The organism is Chitinophaga sp. (genome assembly GCF_039596155.1).
Lineage (GTDB): Bacteria > Bacteroidota > Bacteroidia > Chitinophagales > Chitinophagaceae > Chitinophaga.
Map to the genome: position 1 here is coordinate 45,371 of NZ_JBCNKF010000043.1, position 19,910 is coordinate 65,280.

General features: G+C 45.7%; 14 protein-coding genes. 7 read left to right on the forward strand and 7 right to left on the reverse strand.

Annotation, left to right across the window (positions count from 1 at the left end; translation table 11 throughout):
- The first annotated feature begins 34 nt into the window (after positions 1-34).
- From ABDW33_RS28885 to ABDW33_RS28910, 6 genes are all read left to right on the forward strand, one after another.
- Positions 35-1,012 carry a hypothetical protein gene (locus tag ABDW33_RS28885; protein WP_343693569.1) on the forward strand — a complete coding sequence of 326 codons (978 nt, stop codon included), beginning with the start codon at positions 35-37 and terminating at the stop codon, positions 1,010-1,012.
- Complete coding sequence (locus ABDW33_RS28890; RefSeq protein WP_343693570.1) at positions 997-1,464, forward strand: CYTH domain-containing protein; 468 nt, start codon at positions 997-999, stop codon at positions 1,462-1,464. The genes ABDW33_RS28885 and ABDW33_RS28890 overlap by 16 nt, the downstream gene beginning before the upstream one ends.
- A gap of 5 nt (positions 1,465-1,469) precedes the next feature.
- The gene (locus tag ABDW33_RS28895; RefSeq protein ID WP_343693571.1) at positions 1,470-1,907 is read left to right on the forward strand and encodes a hypothetical protein; all 438 of its coding nucleotides are present in this window, start codon (positions 1,470-1,472) and stop codon (positions 1,905-1,907) included.
- A 90-nt stretch (positions 1,908-1,997) separates the two neighbouring features.
- A complete protein-coding gene (locus ABDW33_RS28900) occupies positions 1,998-3,242 on the forward strand; it encodes a PQQ-dependent sugar dehydrogenase (protein WP_343693572.1) in 1,245 nt (414 codons plus the stop codon).
- A gap of 170 nt (positions 3,243-3,412) precedes the next feature.
- Positions 3,413-4,171: an SDR family oxidoreductase gene (locus ABDW33_RS28905; RefSeq protein ID WP_343693573.1), complete on the forward strand. Its 759-nt coding sequence runs from the start codon at positions 3,413-3,415 to the stop codon at positions 4,169-4,171.
- A gap of 130 nt (positions 4,172-4,301) precedes the next feature.
- Entirely contained in the window at positions 4,302-5,210 is a 909-nt protein-coding gene (locus ABDW33_RS28910; protein WP_343693574.1) for a helix-turn-helix transcriptional regulator, read from the forward strand.
- Here the strand turns inward: ABDW33_RS28910 and ABDW33_RS28915 are convergent.
- From ABDW33_RS28915 to ABDW33_RS28935, 5 genes are all read right to left on the reverse strand, one after another.
- Complete coding sequence (locus tag ABDW33_RS28915; RefSeq protein WP_343693575.1) at positions 5,200-9,354, reverse strand: WGR domain-containing protein; 4,155 nt, start codon at positions 9,352-9,354, stop codon at positions 5,200-5,202. The genes ABDW33_RS28910 and ABDW33_RS28915 overlap by 11 nt on opposite strands.
- A 76-nt stretch (positions 9,355-9,430) precedes the next feature.
- On the reverse strand, positions 9,431-11,962 hold the full coding sequence (locus ABDW33_RS28920; RefSeq protein WP_343693576.1) for a TonB-dependent receptor: 2,532 nt from the start codon (positions 11,960-11,962) through the stop codon (positions 9,431-9,433).
- A 103-nt stretch (positions 11,963-12,065) separates the two neighbouring features.
- The gene (locus ABDW33_RS28925; protein WP_343693577.1) at positions 12,066-12,452 is read right to left on the reverse strand and encodes a hypothetical protein; all 387 of its coding nucleotides are present in this window, start codon (positions 12,450-12,452) and stop codon (positions 12,066-12,068) included.
- Positions 12,453-12,563: 111 nt separating this feature from the next.
- Complete coding sequence (locus ABDW33_RS28930; RefSeq protein ID WP_343693578.1) at positions 12,564-17,567, reverse strand: DUF4132 domain-containing protein; 5,004 nt, start codon at positions 17,565-17,567, stop codon at positions 12,564-12,566.
- Positions 17,568-17,590: 23 nt separating this feature from the next.
- On the reverse strand, positions 17,591-18,016 hold the full coding sequence (locus ABDW33_RS28935; RefSeq protein ID WP_343693579.1) for a hypothetical protein: 426 nt from the start codon (positions 18,014-18,016) through the stop codon (positions 17,591-17,593).
- A gap of 261 nt (positions 18,017-18,277) precedes the next feature.
- Here ABDW33_RS28935 and msrA point away from each other — a divergent pair, with 261 nt between their 5' ends.
- Positions 18,278-18,772 carry a peptide-methionine (S)-S-oxide reductase MsrA gene (gene msrA / locus ABDW33_RS28940; protein ID WP_343693580.1) on the forward strand — a complete coding sequence of 165 codons (495 nt, stop codon included), beginning with the start codon at positions 18,278-18,280 and terminating at the stop codon, positions 18,770-18,772.
- A gap of 44 nt (positions 18,773-18,816) precedes the next feature.
- Here the strand turns inward: msrA and ABDW33_RS28945 are convergent, their stop codons facing one another.
- The gene (locus ABDW33_RS28945; protein WP_343693581.1) at positions 18,817-19,494 is read right to left on the reverse strand and encodes a response regulator transcription factor; all 678 of its coding nucleotides are present in this window, start codon (positions 19,492-19,494) and stop codon (positions 18,817-18,819) included.
- Between the two features lie 161 nt (positions 19,495-19,655).
- A partial coding sequence (locus ABDW33_RS28950; protein ID WP_343693582.1) for a HAMP domain-containing sensor histidine kinase occupies positions 19,656-19,910 on the reverse strand: 255 nt, incomplete at its 5' end.

The following is a 19,910-nucleotide window of genomic DNA, read 5'->3' on the forward strand; positions in this document are numbered from 1 at the left end:
TTTTTCCAGCACGCCGTCTATTTCTATAAAACAAATGAAAAAGATGATAGTCGGTGCTTTATTATTAATCGTAGCCGCCATCGCGGCCCTGTTCCTATATACCTATAGATGGAACATCCTTCATCCAAACAAATCTCATAGCCTCACCTTAGACGGTTATGAACGGACATTTATTTATCATATCCCAAAACACATTCATAAAAATCCCAAACTCGTCATTGTCTATCATGGCTCCGGACTCAAATCCTTCATGATGCAGATCTTCACCGGCCATGAATTCGATCTCCTGGCAGATAAAACCCAGGATGCCATTATTGTCTATCCACAAGGCTACATGCATAACTGGAATGATTGTAGGAAAGTAGCACCTTACCCTGCAAAAAAGATGAATATAGATGATGTCTCTTTTACCAAATCCATCATCAGCTATTTTAAAGAACAATACAATATCGATACCACACAAGTCTATGCCATCGGCTACTCCAATGGTGGCCAGATGGCCTTCAGACTGGCCGCTACCATACCCGACCTGTTTGCCGGCTATGCAACTATCGGCTCCACGCTGACAGTCCCCGAAAACAACCTCTGCTCCGGAAGCATCCAACAACCCATTTCCATCATCCTGATCAACGGCCAGCAGGATGGTATCGTTCCCTACAACGGTGGAGAAATCACCCTTAACGGTGAAAGTTTCGGCATGGCAGAAAGTGCCCCATTCACAGCTGAATACTGGCGGGCTGTCGCAGGCGCCTCCCCGCTCTCTACCCAACACTATGGTCACACCGCCGTACAGACAAATTATTACAATAAAGCCACCCACAAGAAGGTAAGCTTTGTCAACATCAAAGACGGTGGGCACAATATTCCTAACCGGAATTTCCGCCTCTACATCCCTAAATTAGGATACATGAATAAAGACGTCGATGCCCCCGTGGTGATCTGGGACTTCTTCTTTAAAGATGCCCTATCTTTGCCTCAACCCGAAAACAGTAACGCATGGCAAAAGAAATAGAAAGGAAATTCCTCCTGGATCTCGCACAATGGCAACAGGTGGAAAAACCTGCCGGTGAACATTTCCGGCAGGGATACCTCGTCACCGATCCACAAAAAACTATTCGCGTAAGATTGACAGATACCACCGGCTATCTCACCATCAAAGGAATTGCCACTGGCGCTACCCGGTTGGAATATGAATACGAAATACCGGCGGAAGAAGCCAGAGAACTCTTAGATCACTTTGCCATAGCTGAACTCTCCAAAATCAGGTACAAGATCATCCATCAGCATAAAGTGTGGGAAGTAGATGAATTTCTCGGTGCCAACGCCGGCTTATATGTCGCTGAAATAGAATTACAAAGTGAAGATGAAGCCTTTGAACGACCCAAATGGGTCACTCAGGAAGTAACCGGAGAAAAGAAATATTACAATTCAAACCTTACCACCCATCCCTATAAAAACTGGTAACACTCATGATCATCTCTTTCGACCTGGACGACACATTGATTCCCGGAACTAAGCAATTCGATACGCAGGAGCGTACTTTTTTGCAGAAACTCTGTAAAGTAGAAAAGTTACGCGTCGGTACCGTGGCATTGATGAAAGCCTGCCAGGCGAAAGGACACAAAATATATGTGTATACCTCCTCCTACCGTCCGCCTAAAAGGATCTGGTGGATGTTTTATTTATATGGCATCAGGTTGGATAAAGTGATCAACCAGCAGGTGCACAACCAGTTTGTGCACCTGCCGTTTAAACCCTCCAAGTACCCTCCTGCATTTAATATCGACCTGCACATAGACGATTCAAAAGGAGTGGAGATGGAAGGTCACCATTTTAATTTCCGAACCATCATCATTCGTGAAGATAATCTGAACTGGGCCGACGACATACTGGCCGCCATTGGATAAACCCCTAACTGCCTGGCAAACATGGTCTATTTCAGCCACTCGCAATATGAGCCCGGTTTTTGATAGAGTTCTTACTTAAATTCCATCAATATGATCAGACCTATTCAACTATGTGCGACTGTTGTAGCTTTTACCCTTGCATCGTGTAGCTCACCTGGTGGCGAGCATGTCAACAATCCAGCTGACAGCACGGGCACGGATAGCCTCCTCGCACCTGTGGAAACCAAAGCACCCAATTCCGACTACAAACCAGCCTTTGCAGGCCAGACCCGTATTGGTGGCGTTAAAACGAAAACACCTTATACATTCAAAGTGCTCTCCACCGGACTAGAGAATCCATGGGGTATCACACCATTACCCGACGGCCGCCTCCTCATTACGGAGAAAAAAGGTGATTTACGCATCGCCACTACCAGCGGTGAACTCAGCGCTCCTATCACGGGTATTCCTACCGTTAACACCGACGGCCAGGGCGGCCTTTTAGGTATTCGCGTAGACCCGGATTTCAGCAAAAACAGGATGGTCTACTGGGTGTTTTCCGACCCACTGCCAGAAGGTAACCTCACGGCAGTAGCCAAAGGTAAACTCTCTGCCGACGAAAAAACAATCGAAGGCGCCACCGTTATTTATAAAGCCACTCCCGCCTATAAAGGGACCCTCCACTACGGCGGTAGAATTGTATTCGATAAAAATGGCAACCTCTTCATCAGCACCGGCGAACGCTCCGACCTGGAAACCAGGCCACAGGCACAGCAGCTGAATTCTGCCCTTGGTAAGGTCTTACATATTACTAAAGATGGTCAGCCGGTAGAAGGCAACCCATTCTTCGGTCAGGCCGATAAACGCGCTGAAATATGGAGCTATGGCCATAGAAATGTACAAGGTCTTGCATTCCACCCTGAAACCGGCGACCTGTGGGAAACTGAATTCGGACCAAGAGGCGGGGATGAAGTAAACCGCATCGAACCAGGTAAAAACTACGGTTGGGCCACTATCACGTATGGTATCGAATATTCCGGCGAAAAAGTGGGTGAAGGTATCCAGCAAAAAGCAGGCATGGAACAACCCGTTTATTACTATGATCCGGTGATCAGCCCCAGTGGCATCACTTTCTATTCCGGTAATGCGATTCCGGAATGGAAGAACAACCTGTTCATCGGCGCCCTGAGTGGTATGCACATCGCCCGGCTGGTGATAAAAGATAATAAAGTAGTAGGAGAAGAAAGATTACTGGCTGACGAGCAACAACGCTTTAGAGATATTACCGAAGGGAAAGACGGTGCTTTATACGCCATCACAGATGGTGGAAGATTGTATAGCATTCACAAAAAGTAGGACTAGCTCGCATAACAGGGGGTTACCTGCTCCAAAGCAGCAACATCATCCACTGATAACAGGCACATCCACTTCATCTTAAAATGATTTGATTTTTGCAAAAAACAGATTGATTCCTTTAAACATCACCCGCTGATACGCTGTTAACTTTGCTATATAAATTTCAAACAATGGCAAACAAAATAGCATTAATCACAGGGGGTAGTCGCGGCATAGGTCGTGATGCTGCCCTGAAACTGGCGGATAAAGGACTGGACATCATCATCACTTATAACACCCGGACAGAAGATGCCCGCGAGGTAGTTGCAAAAATCGAAGCCACCGGCCACAAAGCCGCTGCCTTGCAACTCAATACCGGCGTGATCAGCAGTTTTGAAGACTTCGCTACGCAGCTAGAAAACACCCTGCGTACCCACTTCAATACCGATCACTTTGATTACTTAGTCAACAACGCTGGTCAGGGTGGATACAGCGCCATTCCCGAAGTAACAGAAGCATTCTTCGACGATTTGCTGAACGTACATTTCAAAGGGGTGTATTTCTTAACACAAAAACTCATCCCATTCCTGCATGAAGGGGGGGGTATTGTGAATATCTCTTCCGGCCTGACACGCGTTTCCTTCCCTGGTTCGGCTGTCTATGCATCTTTCAAAAGTGCGGTTGAAACCTTCACCCGCTACCTGGCAAAAGAACTCGGCAGTAAAGGCATCAGGGCCAATGTGGTCGCTCCGGGTGCGACTATGACCGATTTTGGTGGTGGACACCTGAGAGAAAACGCTGAATTACAAAAGAATGTAACTAGCGTCACCGCCCTCGGCAGAGTAGGAAAAGCGGAAGATATCGGCGGTGCCATCGCCCTGCTATGTACAGACGATGCCTGTTGGATAAATGGACAAAGAATAGAAGTCTCCGGCGGAATGCTGGTATAAGATAATGAGCCTGTATCAAATGAAAAGATACAGGCTCATTGTATTCAGGTACCTGGTTGAAACAGGTATTCATAGTGTAAAATGCTATCTATATACCCAGCCGCATTTTACTTATTAGTAACTTTATTGTATGCTGACCAATACCTCGCTCGAAGAGTTTTACAAACGTAATGCAGCTACCATTCCGGCAGGCCTTACCAGGGATACAGGGCATTTCAATGTCTTTGATCCACAGCTCCTCTTTGACAAAGCAACCGGTAATCGCATCATGCCCTACAGCCGCCGGGCCTATTATAAGATCAGCTGGCTGAATGGTAAAAGCCGCGCTGAATATGCTGACAAAGTGATCGCCGTGGAAAAGAACGCCCTCCTGTTCGCGACCCCAAAAATCCCTTATCACTGGATCCCAGCAGACAGCAACCAACATGGCCTCTTTTGCATCTTTACAGCCGATTTTCTCATGCCAAGGAAGTCAGGCGTAGTATTAGAGGAATTACCGATTTTCCAGCCAGGACATGTGCCTCTATTTCACCTGAATGACGACGAAGCACAGGAGGTCGCATACATTTTCAAAAAAATGCAGAAAGAACTGGCATCCGATTACAAATTCAAATTTGACCTGCTACGCAATCTTGTAATGGAACTGATCCATTATGGTCAGAAGCTACAGCCATTGACCGCACTCAATACCACGCAAAATGCATCACAACGTATTTCCATGTTGTTCCTGGAACTGCTGGAGCGGCAATTCCCGGTGGAATCCCCTGAACAAAGGTTAAGTCTGCGTACCCCCAAAGAATACGCAGACCGTTTGGCAGTACATGTCAACCACCTGAATAAAGTATTAAAAGAATCTACCGGCCGCACCACTTCAGAACTCATCAGTAAACGACTGGTTGAAGAAGCAAAAATTTTGCTCAGACAAACGACCTGGAGTGTCGCAGATATCGCTTATGCTTTAGGCTTCGACGAAGTGTCTCACTTCTCCAACTATTTCAAAAAGCAAACGGCTGCTGCGCCGCTTACTTTCAGGACATAAGTTGTGCTAAATCGTCTCCCACTTCCAGTTTCTGCTTTTTAATTTTAGCGACCACCTTTTCAAATCCCTTTTCATCCCCCGCCTTGTGCATCAACAACGCCTGGGTTTCATAAAAAGGATTCAACACACTCTTATCTTCGATAGAGGAAATTATTTTCATACATGCTTTGCTGTGCTTTAATCCCTCAGCAATCTCTCCATTCTCATAGCAACGGTATGCCAGGCTGTTGTGTGCCGCACGCAACGCAGCACGAATTATATTATGCTCTTCCAGGTATTCCCAAAGTGTTACCTTGCCCAGCTCTTCAATCATACGACGACATATCGCCAGGGAGGCATCCTGCTGCCCTGCTTCGTACAACGCATATCGCTGATGGTCCCACACATACGCCCACAAACGCATCTCATCGCTTTGTGCGGCCGTCAGCACTTCTTCAACCTGCTGTAATATTTCGATGGCCGCGTCGTATTGTTTATCCTGCACTAACAAAGAGGCTTCCATCATCAGCTTATCAAATGTTAGCTGACTGAACTCATAGACACCCGGTACTTCCGGCAACTGGAAATCTGCATATGGAAGTTTAAGCTTATCCTCTTCATACATATCAGCTTCCTTCGCAATATCCTGTGATTGCTTCCACAATTCCTTTGCAGCTTTCTCATCACCTCTCAGGTAAGCACTCCACCCCAGGTAGTAGACCGCCTCATGCTGGTATTCATTGGTTACTTGCTCCAGTTTCTTCACCGCCTCCTCATATTTCCCGTCCAGGACCAATCCAAGTCCCCAGTTCACCGACACAAAACCAGGATCCATCCGTTTGCCAAACCGTTTATGTACAATTTCAAAGGTGGCGCTATAATGCTGTTTTGGTACATATCTCCTCGCTGAAGTTCTGGCAGCTACCGCTGCAGCACATAACTCAGGGCCTCGCAATTCAAGAGGAACATACCTTAGATTTTTACCATCACCTGCCACAGCTTTTGAACACAATTCCAATGTGCGCATCGCCAGCGGTACTGCATCTAACTCATCATAATCCCCTTTACTAAATACCCTGTTACAAAGTTCCTGTGTTAACATGTGTACAGGTACAAATGGAAAATCCCAGGTATTTTTAGCTAAAGCCGCCTCCACGATCTTAGGGGTAATATACCTGGCAGGAACATCAAATAAACGGTCTCCAGCCTTCAATACATTGATGATAAAATTTTCATCCCAGAAACAAGCCCATACCTTTCCGAATGTATCGTAGTCATATTCCTTCCCGGCCAGATACTCGTTTGTAACATGCTTTCGCTCCTCCCACTCAGGCACATGCAGCTCAGGAAGGTATTTCTTATAATAGGCATAACTATGCTTATTGATCTGGCGGCTATTCAAATGGTTGACTATATCATAACCATACTGCAGGATTAGCTTACCCATATCCGCTACATCACTTCCCGATCCATACCGCCAGCACTCCCTGCTATACCTGTCTACTATGAAAGGCCACTTAGGATCCTGCCCATACCTGGCAACAGCATGCTCATACACCTCCCTGCTCACCAACTTCGGAGGGATACGATTGATCACGTCTATGTCTATGTCAATGGCCTGTAAAATATATTCATCAGTATAATACTTCCGGGGCATATCCTTATGATGAACATCATTCAGTACACCACCCGCTACCAGGGCGATATTCATCCGTTCATCCTTGAATGCATCCGGGACGTACCTGTAATTGTACTGGTTATGAGCAACCTGTTTAAAACACAACTCATACGTTTTCTTCTCGTCCGGCAGGTATTCCAGGTTTACACCATGTGCGTGTAGTTCAAAGACTTTATCCGTGAGGAATGCTGCCGGGATATCGTGGTAACTAAGCGGCGACTCCCTGTCCACAGCCTGTAAAATGAGCTCCTGTGTATACAACGCAGGACTCAGGTATTTTAAAACTTCTCCGGTTACGTCCTTTTGCTGTAATAGTGTGGATACCATTTCAGTAGTCCTGAATTCCTCAGGTACCTGCAACAGGTTGTCAAACGAAACGGGATGTGTATTAAAGAAGTCCTGCCAGTAGGCCTGGTCTCTTACAACTTGTACAGGTACAGTCGTATCCCAGTCAACAGTCACATTATCCCCATAAAAATAATGCAGGCTTTGCGCCTGTTCATATGGCAGTGCTTTCTTGTTGTTATAGCTGGCAATATCGTAATGCTTAAGCGCCTTCTTTTTATCACCCTGCAGGTAATAAACCAACCCCAGTAACCAGTGATTGGAAAATACAGATCTGATGGCCACGGATTTTTCCAGTACCTCCTTTGCCTCGTCAGGGTTTCCCTGCAGTAATAAAGCTTCTCCCCATACTCGCAACGGGAAATAATCTTTATCGCCCGCTAATTTCGCAATGGAAATAGCCTCCTCATAATTCCCGATCCGAACCTCACAAAGTGCCGCCCAGCCGATACAACCATAATCATACAGTAACTTATCCGGTGACAATGGGATGCCCTGCTTAAAATACGCTCCGGCCTGCACATATGCCTTTGCATCGAATAAAAGTTCTCCTGCCTTCAGGTATCCTAAATAATAACCCGGTGCTGCAGCGATAGCCTGTTTATAACAATGATAACGTTCCAGTTGTGCATCCAGACCAGGGATGTTCATGCCCTGCTCTACCAGCCTGATTCCTTCCTCAGTCACCCCATCTTTCCAGATAGATTGGTTATTCTTCAGCGCCTTATGTAATTGCTGGGTACTCAATCCTAACATATCATGATGCTCAGCCTCTACTACATAGCAAAGTTCCGAACGGAAGGCCAATGCATAGTTATGCCATGCCAGGAAAGTATTCTTTGTCTTGTAGTAATCCAGGGTATCGTGGTTATACAAAGCCGTAATAACCGTATCAGGACCAAATTCAAAACATTCCAGGTCATAAAACCAGGATACGAAATGTGGGGCATTGATTTTCCTGAACCGCATCTTATGCAACGCTTCATCATCCTCCCCCCATGCTACTGCCAGGTACTGAACAGTTTCAACACCTCTGGTATATTGCAAGGAATCTAGACTCAGGTATTCAGTAGTCACATTTCCGGTTACATAATAAGGAACGTCCAACATACCTGCGACTGTCAGGTTGCCCACTACCACCAATAAAGCGCCGCCATAACTCAGGTTTTTATCCAGGTGTAAGTCGCCTTCATGCACGTATATCGTCCCGGCATCCTCAAAGTAATCTTCCTCCGTATCATAGCCATAAACCGTATTGTCATCCCAATCTTCAAACAACTGGTCTACCTCCAGCAGCTCCAATACTTCCGCATAAGACATCTCTTTGAATAATGCCGTTTCATCATCATCCGCCGGTGTGTCTTCTTTTTCCTCATCCTCTTCTGCCTCATCCTCTTTTTCTATCACAGGCTGCGGGGTAACCGTATAGTTAGCATGTTCTTTTGCCGCCAGCACAGGCGCCAGCAAATGCATGAACTCCTCCTCGCTGTAATGCTGGAACTCCTTTTCATAATGGATCAGGTAAATACCCACGGGGTTATTCACCAACACCCATTTCTCGTCTCCCTTTATAATAAGGCCCAATACGATGGTGCACTGTGACAGGAAATCCTTTTCCTCATCCAGCGCATCAAAATGACATCTATGGATATAACAGTAAACAGACAGGAAACCATATAAATTATTAGCATTAGGACCATTCTGATCAAAAGCATACAGCGCACAAATAAAATCATCCTTATCAAAAAAGAAAGACCCCTTTTCCAGCCAGTAAGCCTGGAACTCCTCATCCATAGGGAATCCCACAGTAGCTTCCATCTCTTTGATGTTTGCTTCGGATACAGGCGTGATCTCTACTTTGTCAGGGAATTGTGCTTCCAGCATCCTCGCCACAGCCATGATATCATTGTATAACTCTCTGGGGGGCAGGTCTTCTACTACAAGTGTGTAGCCTTTCTTTGTTTTTTCTGCGATGAGTTTTTCGGCTGCTTTTAAACAGTCCTCTTCTGAATTGAACAGCTTTGTCTGGATTTGTCCCGTTGTTCCGTATTTTCCAAATTCAACTGTCAGGGCTACCTGTTTAATCTCAATGTTCCAGAATTTGTGCGATTTCTCGTCCTTATAAACGAATTTCTTCTTCATGTAATGGGGGCTAGGTTATTTCGGCCGCCAAATTATATAATTAATTTTAATAACCTATACCCCCATATATTAATCATTAAATTTTATATCTCAATCCACCATAAAACATCCTGCCAATCACCGGTCCCCATACCATACTGGCATCAAAACCAGCACTAAAGGGCTGACCTGCATTGATCACCGGATCTTTCTGGAAGAAATTAGTCAGGTTTTCCACACCTGTATATACATCCAGTTTCTTAGCAAAAGTCTTACTCACCTGCGCATTCATGGTGACATATTTCGGTGAATATGCTTCCGGGCTCACCGCTGTCATAGGTATACGCTTAGCACCATTGTAATTCACCGTATAATCAAACTTCCAGGTCTTTATCCCATACGCCAGGTTAGCAAATACACGATGCTTAGCTGTCAGTGGTCTTTGTTTCAGCACACCGCTATAAGTGGTCTTTACATCAAAATAACGGTAGGCGACCCTCACATCCAGTTTGGGCAATGGCTCTGCCGTAATTTCTGCCTGCATACTGTTGGAATACGATTTCCCGGCCAGGTTATAGAACTTCGCCTCGTTGGGATTTTCCAGGTCTACCACTACCTGGTTCCTGAAATCATTCCTGAAGTAATCCGCACTTACCATCGCATCCCGGCCAAATAAAGTGAGCTTTTGGTCTACACTTATTCCTTTATTCCAGGCTACCTCCGGATTCAGACCATAGGCTTTCCCATCCGCTGCCCCTAAAATCTGCAACGTTCTCGCACTCGCCATCACACTCATATTCTCTGCCAGTATATTCGCGGTACGCTGCCCCCTGCCCGCACTTACCCGTACTGTAGTACCGGGAACCGGCTCGTACCTTACGTGGATACGAGGTGTCAGGAAAAAGCCAAACAGGTTGTTATGATCCCCACGTAACCCGGCCACCACACTAAATGACTCCACTGGCGCAAAAGTGTATTCAAAGAAAGCACCCGGTACCACTTCTGTTCGCTTATATTTCAGGGTATTCAGCGACTCATTGTAATCGTCATTCAAAAAACTCAACCCTGTTCTGAATTTATGGGTAGTGGTGCCGATAATAGACTGGTAAATCAGGTTAGCATACACACTCTTCTGGTCACCATCATACTTTGTTACACCAAAGTAAGAGCGCTGGGTATGACTAATGCCGGCTAACTGCAGTCCTATGCTTTTGTAAGGGGTAGCAGGAAATGTATACCCGATTTTTGCAAATGCCTCATACCTGTCTGTATTGATACCCAGTCCGTATAATGATGATCCGGGCTTATACCCTATCTGCCCGCCTTTCTTTTCATCTTTCAGCACCTTCACACCAAAGATGGTCATGAACCCTTTCCCGTTGTCATACTTCCACCTGTTCACCCCACTAAACAAGTTTCCCGTAGGTACATCCCTAAAACCATCTTTGGTAAAATCTACTTTTTTGTTCGCCAGGAAGTCGTCGTGCAACAACAAGCCTACGGACCATTTCGAATTGATCTTTTGGGCTAAGTTTACATTGACATCTGTTTTACCAAAGTCATTTACATACACATTGGCATATAATCGTTCACTGTTTTCCGGTTTCTTTAGTTCTACATTAATCTGCCCCGCAATGCTTTCATAACCATTTACGACAGAACCAATTCCTTTTGTCAGCTGGATGGACTCTACCCACGGACCTGCAATTGAATTCAGTCCTAAGGGCGTCGCTAATCCCCTGGGGCCAGGCAGGTTCTCCACCGTCAGCTGGGTATAATTCCCGCTGAGGCCTAATAACTGGATCTGTTTAGATCCGGTTATTGCGTCATTATAAGATACATCTACCGATGGATTGGTTTCAAAACTCTCACCCAGGTTACAGCACGCAGCTTTGAGCAACTCCTTGCTGGTCATCACTTCTGTTCTGGCTGTAGCCAGGGAAGAGAGCTGGGTAGTCTTCACCCTTGAATTCACGGTAAACTCCTTCAGTTGCTGTTCATTCACCCGGTAATGACAGCATTCAGGCAGCGCGTTATATGACTTTGCACTGGCCTTCCTGTCACCCACATCATGCCCTGCTTTCAAAATACGTTCTTCAATAGTGTTCAGGTCCGTCAACGCAGCATCATACTCGAGCTGCAGGGTCTTACTCGCTACATCCCAATGTGCCAGGCTGACACCAGTTGCCCTGGCTGCAGTTTCAATTCGCTGTTGGCATTGTTCACAAGCACCTGCTACCGGTAGGGTAGCCGTATGCGGGGCCCTGGCACTATGCTGGCCTTCAGGCTCATGGGTGCTACCCGCTGCACTTACCCGGTATTTACAGCATGCTGGCAGGGCATTGTAAGCCTTCGTACCAGCCTTTTTGCCATCTACGTCATGGCCTGCTTTCAATATCCGGTTTTCAATATCATTCAGATTGGCTTGCGTCGTATCAAATTCGAGGTGCAGCATTTTGCTGCCCACATCCCAATGCGCCACGCTCACCCCTTTGCCCTTAGCGGCGGTTTCTATTCTACGCTGGCACTGATCACATTCACCAGATACAGGTACGGTAATTTGTTTTTGAGCAGATACGGCAACAGACAGGCATAATAGGGAACCTATCAGCATAATAAGCTTATACATATAATTAACTGTATTGTAAATAAAACATTCATGAAAATGGTACTCCCATGGAGATGAAATCATTTTCAGCAAAAACGGGGAAATAAAAGAGAGGATAGGGTTATCAAACTCTATAGATACAGTTCAGGATATACCGGGGAATGTCACTGTATAGTGGGGGGCCATTTCCATAATTAAATTGGAAAGGCTGATTTAAAACAGGTGCAATGCGCCACACGTCCAGCTGTAAATTAACCAGCGTGAAAAAGAACGTGGCAGGGATATTCACATCCCCAGCTGAAAAATGGCTATCTTCTACCTTCAGGCTCTTAAAAGAAGTATCGCAACACCCCTTATGCTCCTTATCCATGTCACAATGATGCCCGGTAGCACTGGCCAATCCAAGGGATGATTCCATCAGTTTTCCACAACAATAAAACTGCTTTACACCCAGCCCCACAAGGGTCAGGGAGTAAAGCAGTAATAAACATATTGCGGTGATCCTTTTCATGTACCAGCAAAGGTACAACTCCGGATGTATATAATTTTGGATAAGATGTATATAATTTCAGTTATCCTTACACACCCGGAGTGACTATACCAGCACTTAAGCCATAGATAATCAAAACGTTAGCTGCTGTATAATGGTCGGATCCTGGATCTCCTGATCCCGTGCCAGCAACAACACCTTAGACATCACTTCTGCTGACTTAGGATCATCATCGGCAAATGGCAGGAACAACCTTCCCCTTTGCTGTGAATGTACTGGCAGGATGGACAGGTACCGTCCCGGCATCATATGTACAATAGCACTACCCAGATGAACGCTGTATTCGCCATATTGTCCCTTTATTTTTGCATGGTTGCCAATGATGCTGACATTATCCAGTTTAAATAAACGGGCAGTCTCTTTCAGCAACACAGCCCTCATTTCGATGGTGGAATGACTCGCCTCCGGATCTACCCCACCCACGTGTGCCACGCTCACAACAAGGTCAATATCACGCATCACTTCACTGAAGATGCGGGGATCAATATCTTTGAATGCAACATTCTTATAGGTCTTCAGGTCATGGAAGATCACCTGCTCCAATACCGGGCTTTCTACTTCGGCAGGAGAGAACCAGTTGGCCTCCGCATACATTTTTACCACAAAGCCTTCTTTGTGAAATACCTTTTGCAAACCTTCTTCATAGTCTACCTTCCAACCTCTTGTCTTCAGTAACGCAACTGTTTTCGCTGGTTGCACCTGGTGACCGGCATAACGGCGGGAGATAGATTGCTCTTCCAGCTCTTCTGCCAATGGTGTATACAGCTCACGGAAGACCTGTTTGAAAGGTTGCTGCAAGCGCGCCGTAAAGCAATAGTGCTGGTACTCTTCCCAACTCTTGCCTGTATACAGATCAGTACAATGTGCAATTCGGATAGCATCATCGGCAGCTATCTTCGTAACTTGCTGAGCAGGGGTTACCAATGTATGATCCTTCCAGAAACCATGTCCTTTGCTGGTGACAAACACCAGTTTCTCCAGGTGTTTTGCAATCACCGGATGTGTAAACAGGTTCGCCAGCTCAGCCGCTTCGAAAGCATCCCCCCGTACCATGGCTTCTTCCAGCGATTTACGGGAACGCCTGAATTGCTCTTTCAGGATCTTCTTAAACTCCTGTAATTCCAGTACTTTTTTATCCTTCCTGTATTTAGCCGGAACAGCCGCGAGTTGCTTATCCCCCTTGAATGCCACTACCTCTGCTTCCCCATCTTCTTCAATAACGAGTCCGATAAGCACATCATCATATTGCACCTGGGTCTCTTTAGAAAGGATATTCTGTACCTGTTTTGTTTCCATAGCCCAGCTCAGGCGCATAGGATCTGCATAACCTGCATTCCTGGCCAGGTTCTCCATCGCAATACGGATGGCCACCCCTTCGCTGGTTTGTTTCTGTGCGCCAAACTGCCTGCTTTCTTTTTTGAATTGCTGGATGTATTCATACCTGCCCAGGATATCTTTCTGCGGATTTGTTTTACTCAATGGAATCAATCCATACATACGCAGGTAATCCTGGTCCCTTTTCTCTTTTACTTTCTGGGTTACCTCTTTAATCTTGAGGTCACCGGTGATCACATCAGCATACAACCGTGCCCTGCGATGCCCATTCCCGTCACTGATGTATTTTGCGGCATCATATACTTTCTGCCAGCGCTCTTTCCCGATCTCTTTATATGCCTGCTGGAACCATTCTTTATCGACAGCACCATCTTTAAAATCATCCAGCCCGATAGCTGTATACAAGGCAACGGCACTTTCCAGGTCTGCATTCCGGGCAGCATACGCATCGGATTTTGTGTGCACGTGCAACCACCAGATAGCGGTATCCAGCCCTTTCCAGTTCAGGTACCCACTCACCAACTTTTGCCATTGAGGGGCATACACCGCAGCTTCCAGGAGTCGTTCTTCCTTCGCACTGATCGCTTTCATAGCCGCATCAAATTGCTCCTGGGTATCAGTAGGGGCGGGGTAACACTTCTTCAGTAAGGAAGAGAATAACTGTTGCTTGTTTTTATGGTCAGCGGAGTAAATATATCCTTTGTGCAGGGAGTCTTTACCCAACCCCGCCAGTATCTGCGCAAAACGGGAGATGCCTTCCAGTCTTTCAATTTCAGTCACAAATCCAGAAACAGGCGTGGCTGAGTCGCCACGTTTCAGTTCAATATCCAGCAGTTGTTCTCTTACCCGGAGGTACATCTGCTGCAGGAAAGGGTAGTCAGCAAAGTAATCACGCTGTGATTTGTACCTGCGTCTGGACGACAATTCCCGGATATTATTGGGGGATAAAATCCCTCTGTACATTTCGCTCTCAGAAATAATACCCTGCATAAATGCTTTGCAGAATAAATCAAGGGGTGGCATGGAGACAGGAATATTCTCCCGGAGACCACTAAACTGTCGCCAGTGGTATAGTTGCCAGACAGGAGCGATCAAGTGATCCGGCAATCTGGATACATAGATCTTCTCAATAAACCAGTTCAGGCGCTGGTCTGCCTGCCAGCCGTTTTTATAATTCCCTTCCTTCAGGCGTTCTTCAGGAATACTGGCAAATAACCGGGTGGTAGCATCAATCAGGAAGGTTGATCTCTCATGGAAAGGAAAGATGAGACGCAGTGCACTGATGATCGTGTTGACCAGGTGCAACTTGCCGGTACGTACTTCCTTTGTAATATCATCTGGCAAATAATCGCTCAACTTAGGCACAAAGCCTGCCGTCAGCGGGTCGTCGTTATTGGTGAAATAATATTGGTATTTCACCGCAATTTCATCCAATATAAACAGGTCCCTCGGCTGCAGCCCCGATGCTTCAAACCATTGTTTCCAGACAGCCGGCAACGGGTAATTCTCATACTGCTCTTCAGGGGTCATCCCCTCGGGTACCCTGTAATATTTACTGCGGAAGCCATTGCCCAATAACAGCTTATATTTCGCATCATCATAGGTTTCTACTTCATACTCATGATCCTGGTGCGCCAGGAACAGATCGATCAGTTTCTTTATTTCACCCTGAATGTATGCAGCCGGCTGGGAGAAGCCAAAAGGATGCGCGGCAATGCATTTACTATAATAGTCATGCTCATCAATCGCCGGTTTGACTGGCTCCTGGATTTGTGCAGGATCATACAAGCCATAGCCATTCTCTTCGTTATATACGATAGTAGCATTTTCAGTGGTGAGCTCGTTCAGTAAGATCTCTTCTTTGGGAGAAATAGTCTTTCTTTCCCTGAAAGCAGCCAGCAATGGCTTAATTTCGGAAGTCAGGCGGTTCCGTTGTTTACACTGACTGGCCACATCCAGGCCGGCAAGGCGTTGTTCCGCATCTCCCTGCAGCAGTGCAGTCACTGCATGCAGCAGGTGTTCGTCGGTTTGATGAAGGAGTATCCCGATCGCACGACTTCTCATCCCGCTGCTTTTGCGCTTGAGCAGTTCAATGAGCACTTCATTTTCCTGATTGTCCAACTGCAATGTATCAAGTACATTGAAAGCAGTTTTTTGCAGGAAATCTCCTTTCTCCCTGATAATGCGCATGGCAAAGTTACGCTGGAAGCTGGTAACCGCCTTCTGTGGCCGGTTATCATCCCAGTAGTAAACAGCATATTCCGGAAGGATCACTTTGGCAAGTTTCTCCTTTACATCCAGTGCCATCTCTTCAAAGTAAGAGAGCACAATATCCAGTCGCTCCTGGTATTCCAGTACCAGCGAGATCATGGCAGAGAGTACCTGACTACGGCTATAGGTAATATGCAACCACGAAAAGGCAATGCTGCTATAAGTCTTTTCTTTTACCGCCGAGCGTTGCAGTAACTGTTGCAATTTGTCAAACAACCCGGGGTAGTACGTATCATAATGCTTAGGATTGTAGTATATCCGGGAGATCAGCATATTCACAGTCAACCCGTTTACTGCCAGACTTTCATCTTCCAGCCCTGCCATGATCACGGGCAGATCCAGTTGAAAATGGCCGGCCTCCTGTGCAAACTTCACGGCAATCACACGCTTTTCTTCTGATTTATCCTGCATTAACTGCTGCAGGTAAGGTAAAGTCTGTTCTACATCATATACCCCTTGTGCCCACAGGGCCATATATACATCCGCGTTATTTTTACTACTGATGCCATCGGGGATCTGGACGGTATCGAACATATAAGTGACAGCCTTGCTGAGGAAAGCGTTGATCGCAGACTCCTTTTCTGCTTCCCAGCTTACACCTGCCCATACATCGATCGCCCTGATCACAGCCGCAAATCTGGCCAGTTTATTATCAGCAATCACTTTGATCATGTGCCTGAAAGCACCGATGGTACTGGTATCGATAGATTCAACAATGCTTTGTCGCAAGCCTTCCTGTCGCTGGGCAGCGATCAATAGCTTTTCGACCAATTGCCAGCAATCGGCACGCTCACTGGTCAGGAGGGCTTTGATAATATTGTGGGTCACTTTCCCGGTTTCCTCTTTATTGAATACAATATTCTCCAGCAGCTGGTAAACCTCTTCATTCCCATCGTCCAGGGCAGCGGCCCATATGTGATACAGGTAGCTCATAGATTGCTGGTGATCCCAGATGATCTGCTCCTGGATAGTGGTATCGTATACCGTATAGGAATAGGTCGCACCATACTCTTTGTGAAAGACCTGGAAAATCGTATTGACCAGGAAATCAAGTTGATTCGGCAGATACAATTCTCTTTTACCAGGAGAGCGGAAAGAGCGACGATAGTAGCCTTTCTGATAGATGAGTCGGGGAAATTTGTTCCAGGCCATGCGCACATATACCGCTTTCTCATCTCCATAAATATAACGGAGCAGGTTATACATTTCAGGATCATCCCATTCGTTAGCTGGCAGTATTTTTACCATGCCCTCGTAACGGGGACTCCCGAATCTGATCTCATAACAATAGTCATTCCGGTCAATTGAATAACCCTCTAATTGTCCCAATAGAATCAGGCCAGCTTCTGCATTGCGCCTGGTGAGCAGCTCATGGGAAGTTGCTCCATTGTACACAGACTTTAATGTGTTGATCAGGTTTTTCTCAAAATCTGGTATTATCCTCGTATCGAGGAATTCTTTTGCATTCATCTTACAATAAGTTTAAGGTCCGGCTACCAAATACTACCGGCCAGAAAGGTTAATCGAATAAATGTAATAACTGTATCAGGGTGGAGGTCAAAATGATCATGTAATCGTTTCAATTCCTCTTCGTTGGCAAATATGGCATACATGCCATCTTCAAAAGCTTGCAGGGCTGTTTCCTGTGCTTTGGTCAGATCTGCTTTTTCTTCATTGTAAATGCTGCCAAAACCGATCTTCCCGTTAGCCGCCTGTCCCTCCATTTGTTCACTGGTCAGGTACGGTAGCGCATTTGTCCCGGGCTTTTTTGTATTGTATGCATTTACCTGTTGTTTGACCACAGCAGTGATCAGGTCTTTTACAGTAGGTGTGGGTCCAATGTCATCCAGCTCTATTTTTTGTTTTTCAAGAATGGCATGTTTACGTCCCGCCTGTTTAATGTTAATAATTACGAACATCAGGGTTAAAAATTTAAACAATCTGGCGGCAAGATATAAAAATAAAATATAAATTCAGATAAATAGCGGCGCTCGCAAAATAACAAGCTGATATACAGAAAGGCAGAAGTGGGCGCGATTGAATCACCCTGACCATTTAACAGTCAAATCCCCTTTACACATCAGGTTGGATGCCAGGAGACCGCTATACATGCACTTTTGTCATGCATTTTTTCATTTGGCATAAAAGATGATATTTATCAGTAATAAAAAGGAGATAACATGGCTAATCAAACTGCAATACTTGCTGGTGGTTGTTTTTGGGGAGTAGAAGAGCTCATCCGGGAATTGCCGGGTGTAATCAATACACATGTGGGATATACTGGTGGCGATGTGAAGAATGCGACTTACAGGAATCATGGCACGCATGCGGAAGGCATCAAAATAGAATTTAATGATGAAGTGATTTCTTACCGTAAGTTGCTCGAGTTCTTTTTTCAGATTCATAATCCTACTACGAAGAATCGTCAGGGAAATGATATAGGCACATCTTACAGGTCAGCGATCTTTTACCTCGATGCTGCGCAGAAAGAAACCGCGGAGGAGTTGATAAAAGAGCTGGATGCGGCGAAGATCTATAGTGGACCGATTGTAACAGAAGTAGTACCAGCAGGTGATTTCTGGGATGCAGAAGAAGAGCATCAGGATTATTTACAGAAGCATCCAAATGGGTATACTTGTCATTATATCAGGCCAGAGTGGGCATTGAATAAGTAAGAAAATAACATAATAAAGGCGGCTCGTAGAGTCGCCTTTATTATTCACACAATCAACTTATACCCCGCACCTCTGATACTCATCAACTGTACTCCCGGTTCGTTCTTCAGCATCTTTCTCAAATGCGACATGAACACATCCATACTGCGGGCATTATAATACGTATCATCTCCCCAGATCTTCAGCAAAGGCACCTGCCTTGGCACCAGGGTATTTTTGTTCTGCAACAACAGTTCCAGCAACGCTGCCTCTTTATAAGACAACGTATACCTCGCTGCCGAGGTCTCCAGCTCCTGCGTCACCGGGTCCAGTTTACAACTACCAAACGTATACAGGGACCCGGTTTCCTGCTTCACACCAAACCGGCTCAGCAAAGACTCCATCCTGATCAGCAACTCACCCATATTAAAAGGCTTCCGCAAATAATCATTCCCACCACTCTTAAAACCTTTTATCACATCCTCCGGCAGCGACTTCGCACTTAAGAATATAATAGGTACCCCCATATCCAATTTCCTGATATCCTCTGCCAAAGTATATCCATCTTTCAATGGCATCATCACATCCAATACACAGATATCCGGCGGCGTACTTTGAAACTTCTCTAACGCCTCGCTGCCATCTGTAGCTAACACTACCTCATACCCACTCTGCCGCAAACCATCACTGATGATCTGCGCCAATGTCAATTCATCCTCTGCATACAAAACTTTATACTTCATTATAAACTGGTAATTCTATGATGATAACTTTAATCTCCCTTCTTTCACAACAACCCCACTCTCAACAATCCATTCCCATCACCCCTCATTATAAATAGATAATTCTATCACAATAACTTTAATCTCCCTTCTTTCCCCCCACTATAAACAATCCATTCCCATCATCCCTCATTATAAACAGGCAACGCTATCACAAACTCACTCCCCTTTCCCAATTCACTCACCACTCTTATCCTCCCACCATGCCTTTCCACAATCTGCTTCACATAATTCAACCCCATTCCAGACCACTTCACATTATGCACATTCACATTGTCCTGCACCCTGAAAAACCTTTCAAAAATCCGCTCATGATAAATCTTCGAAATCCCCGGCCCATTGTCCTTCACACTGATTATAATATTATCCTCCGTACA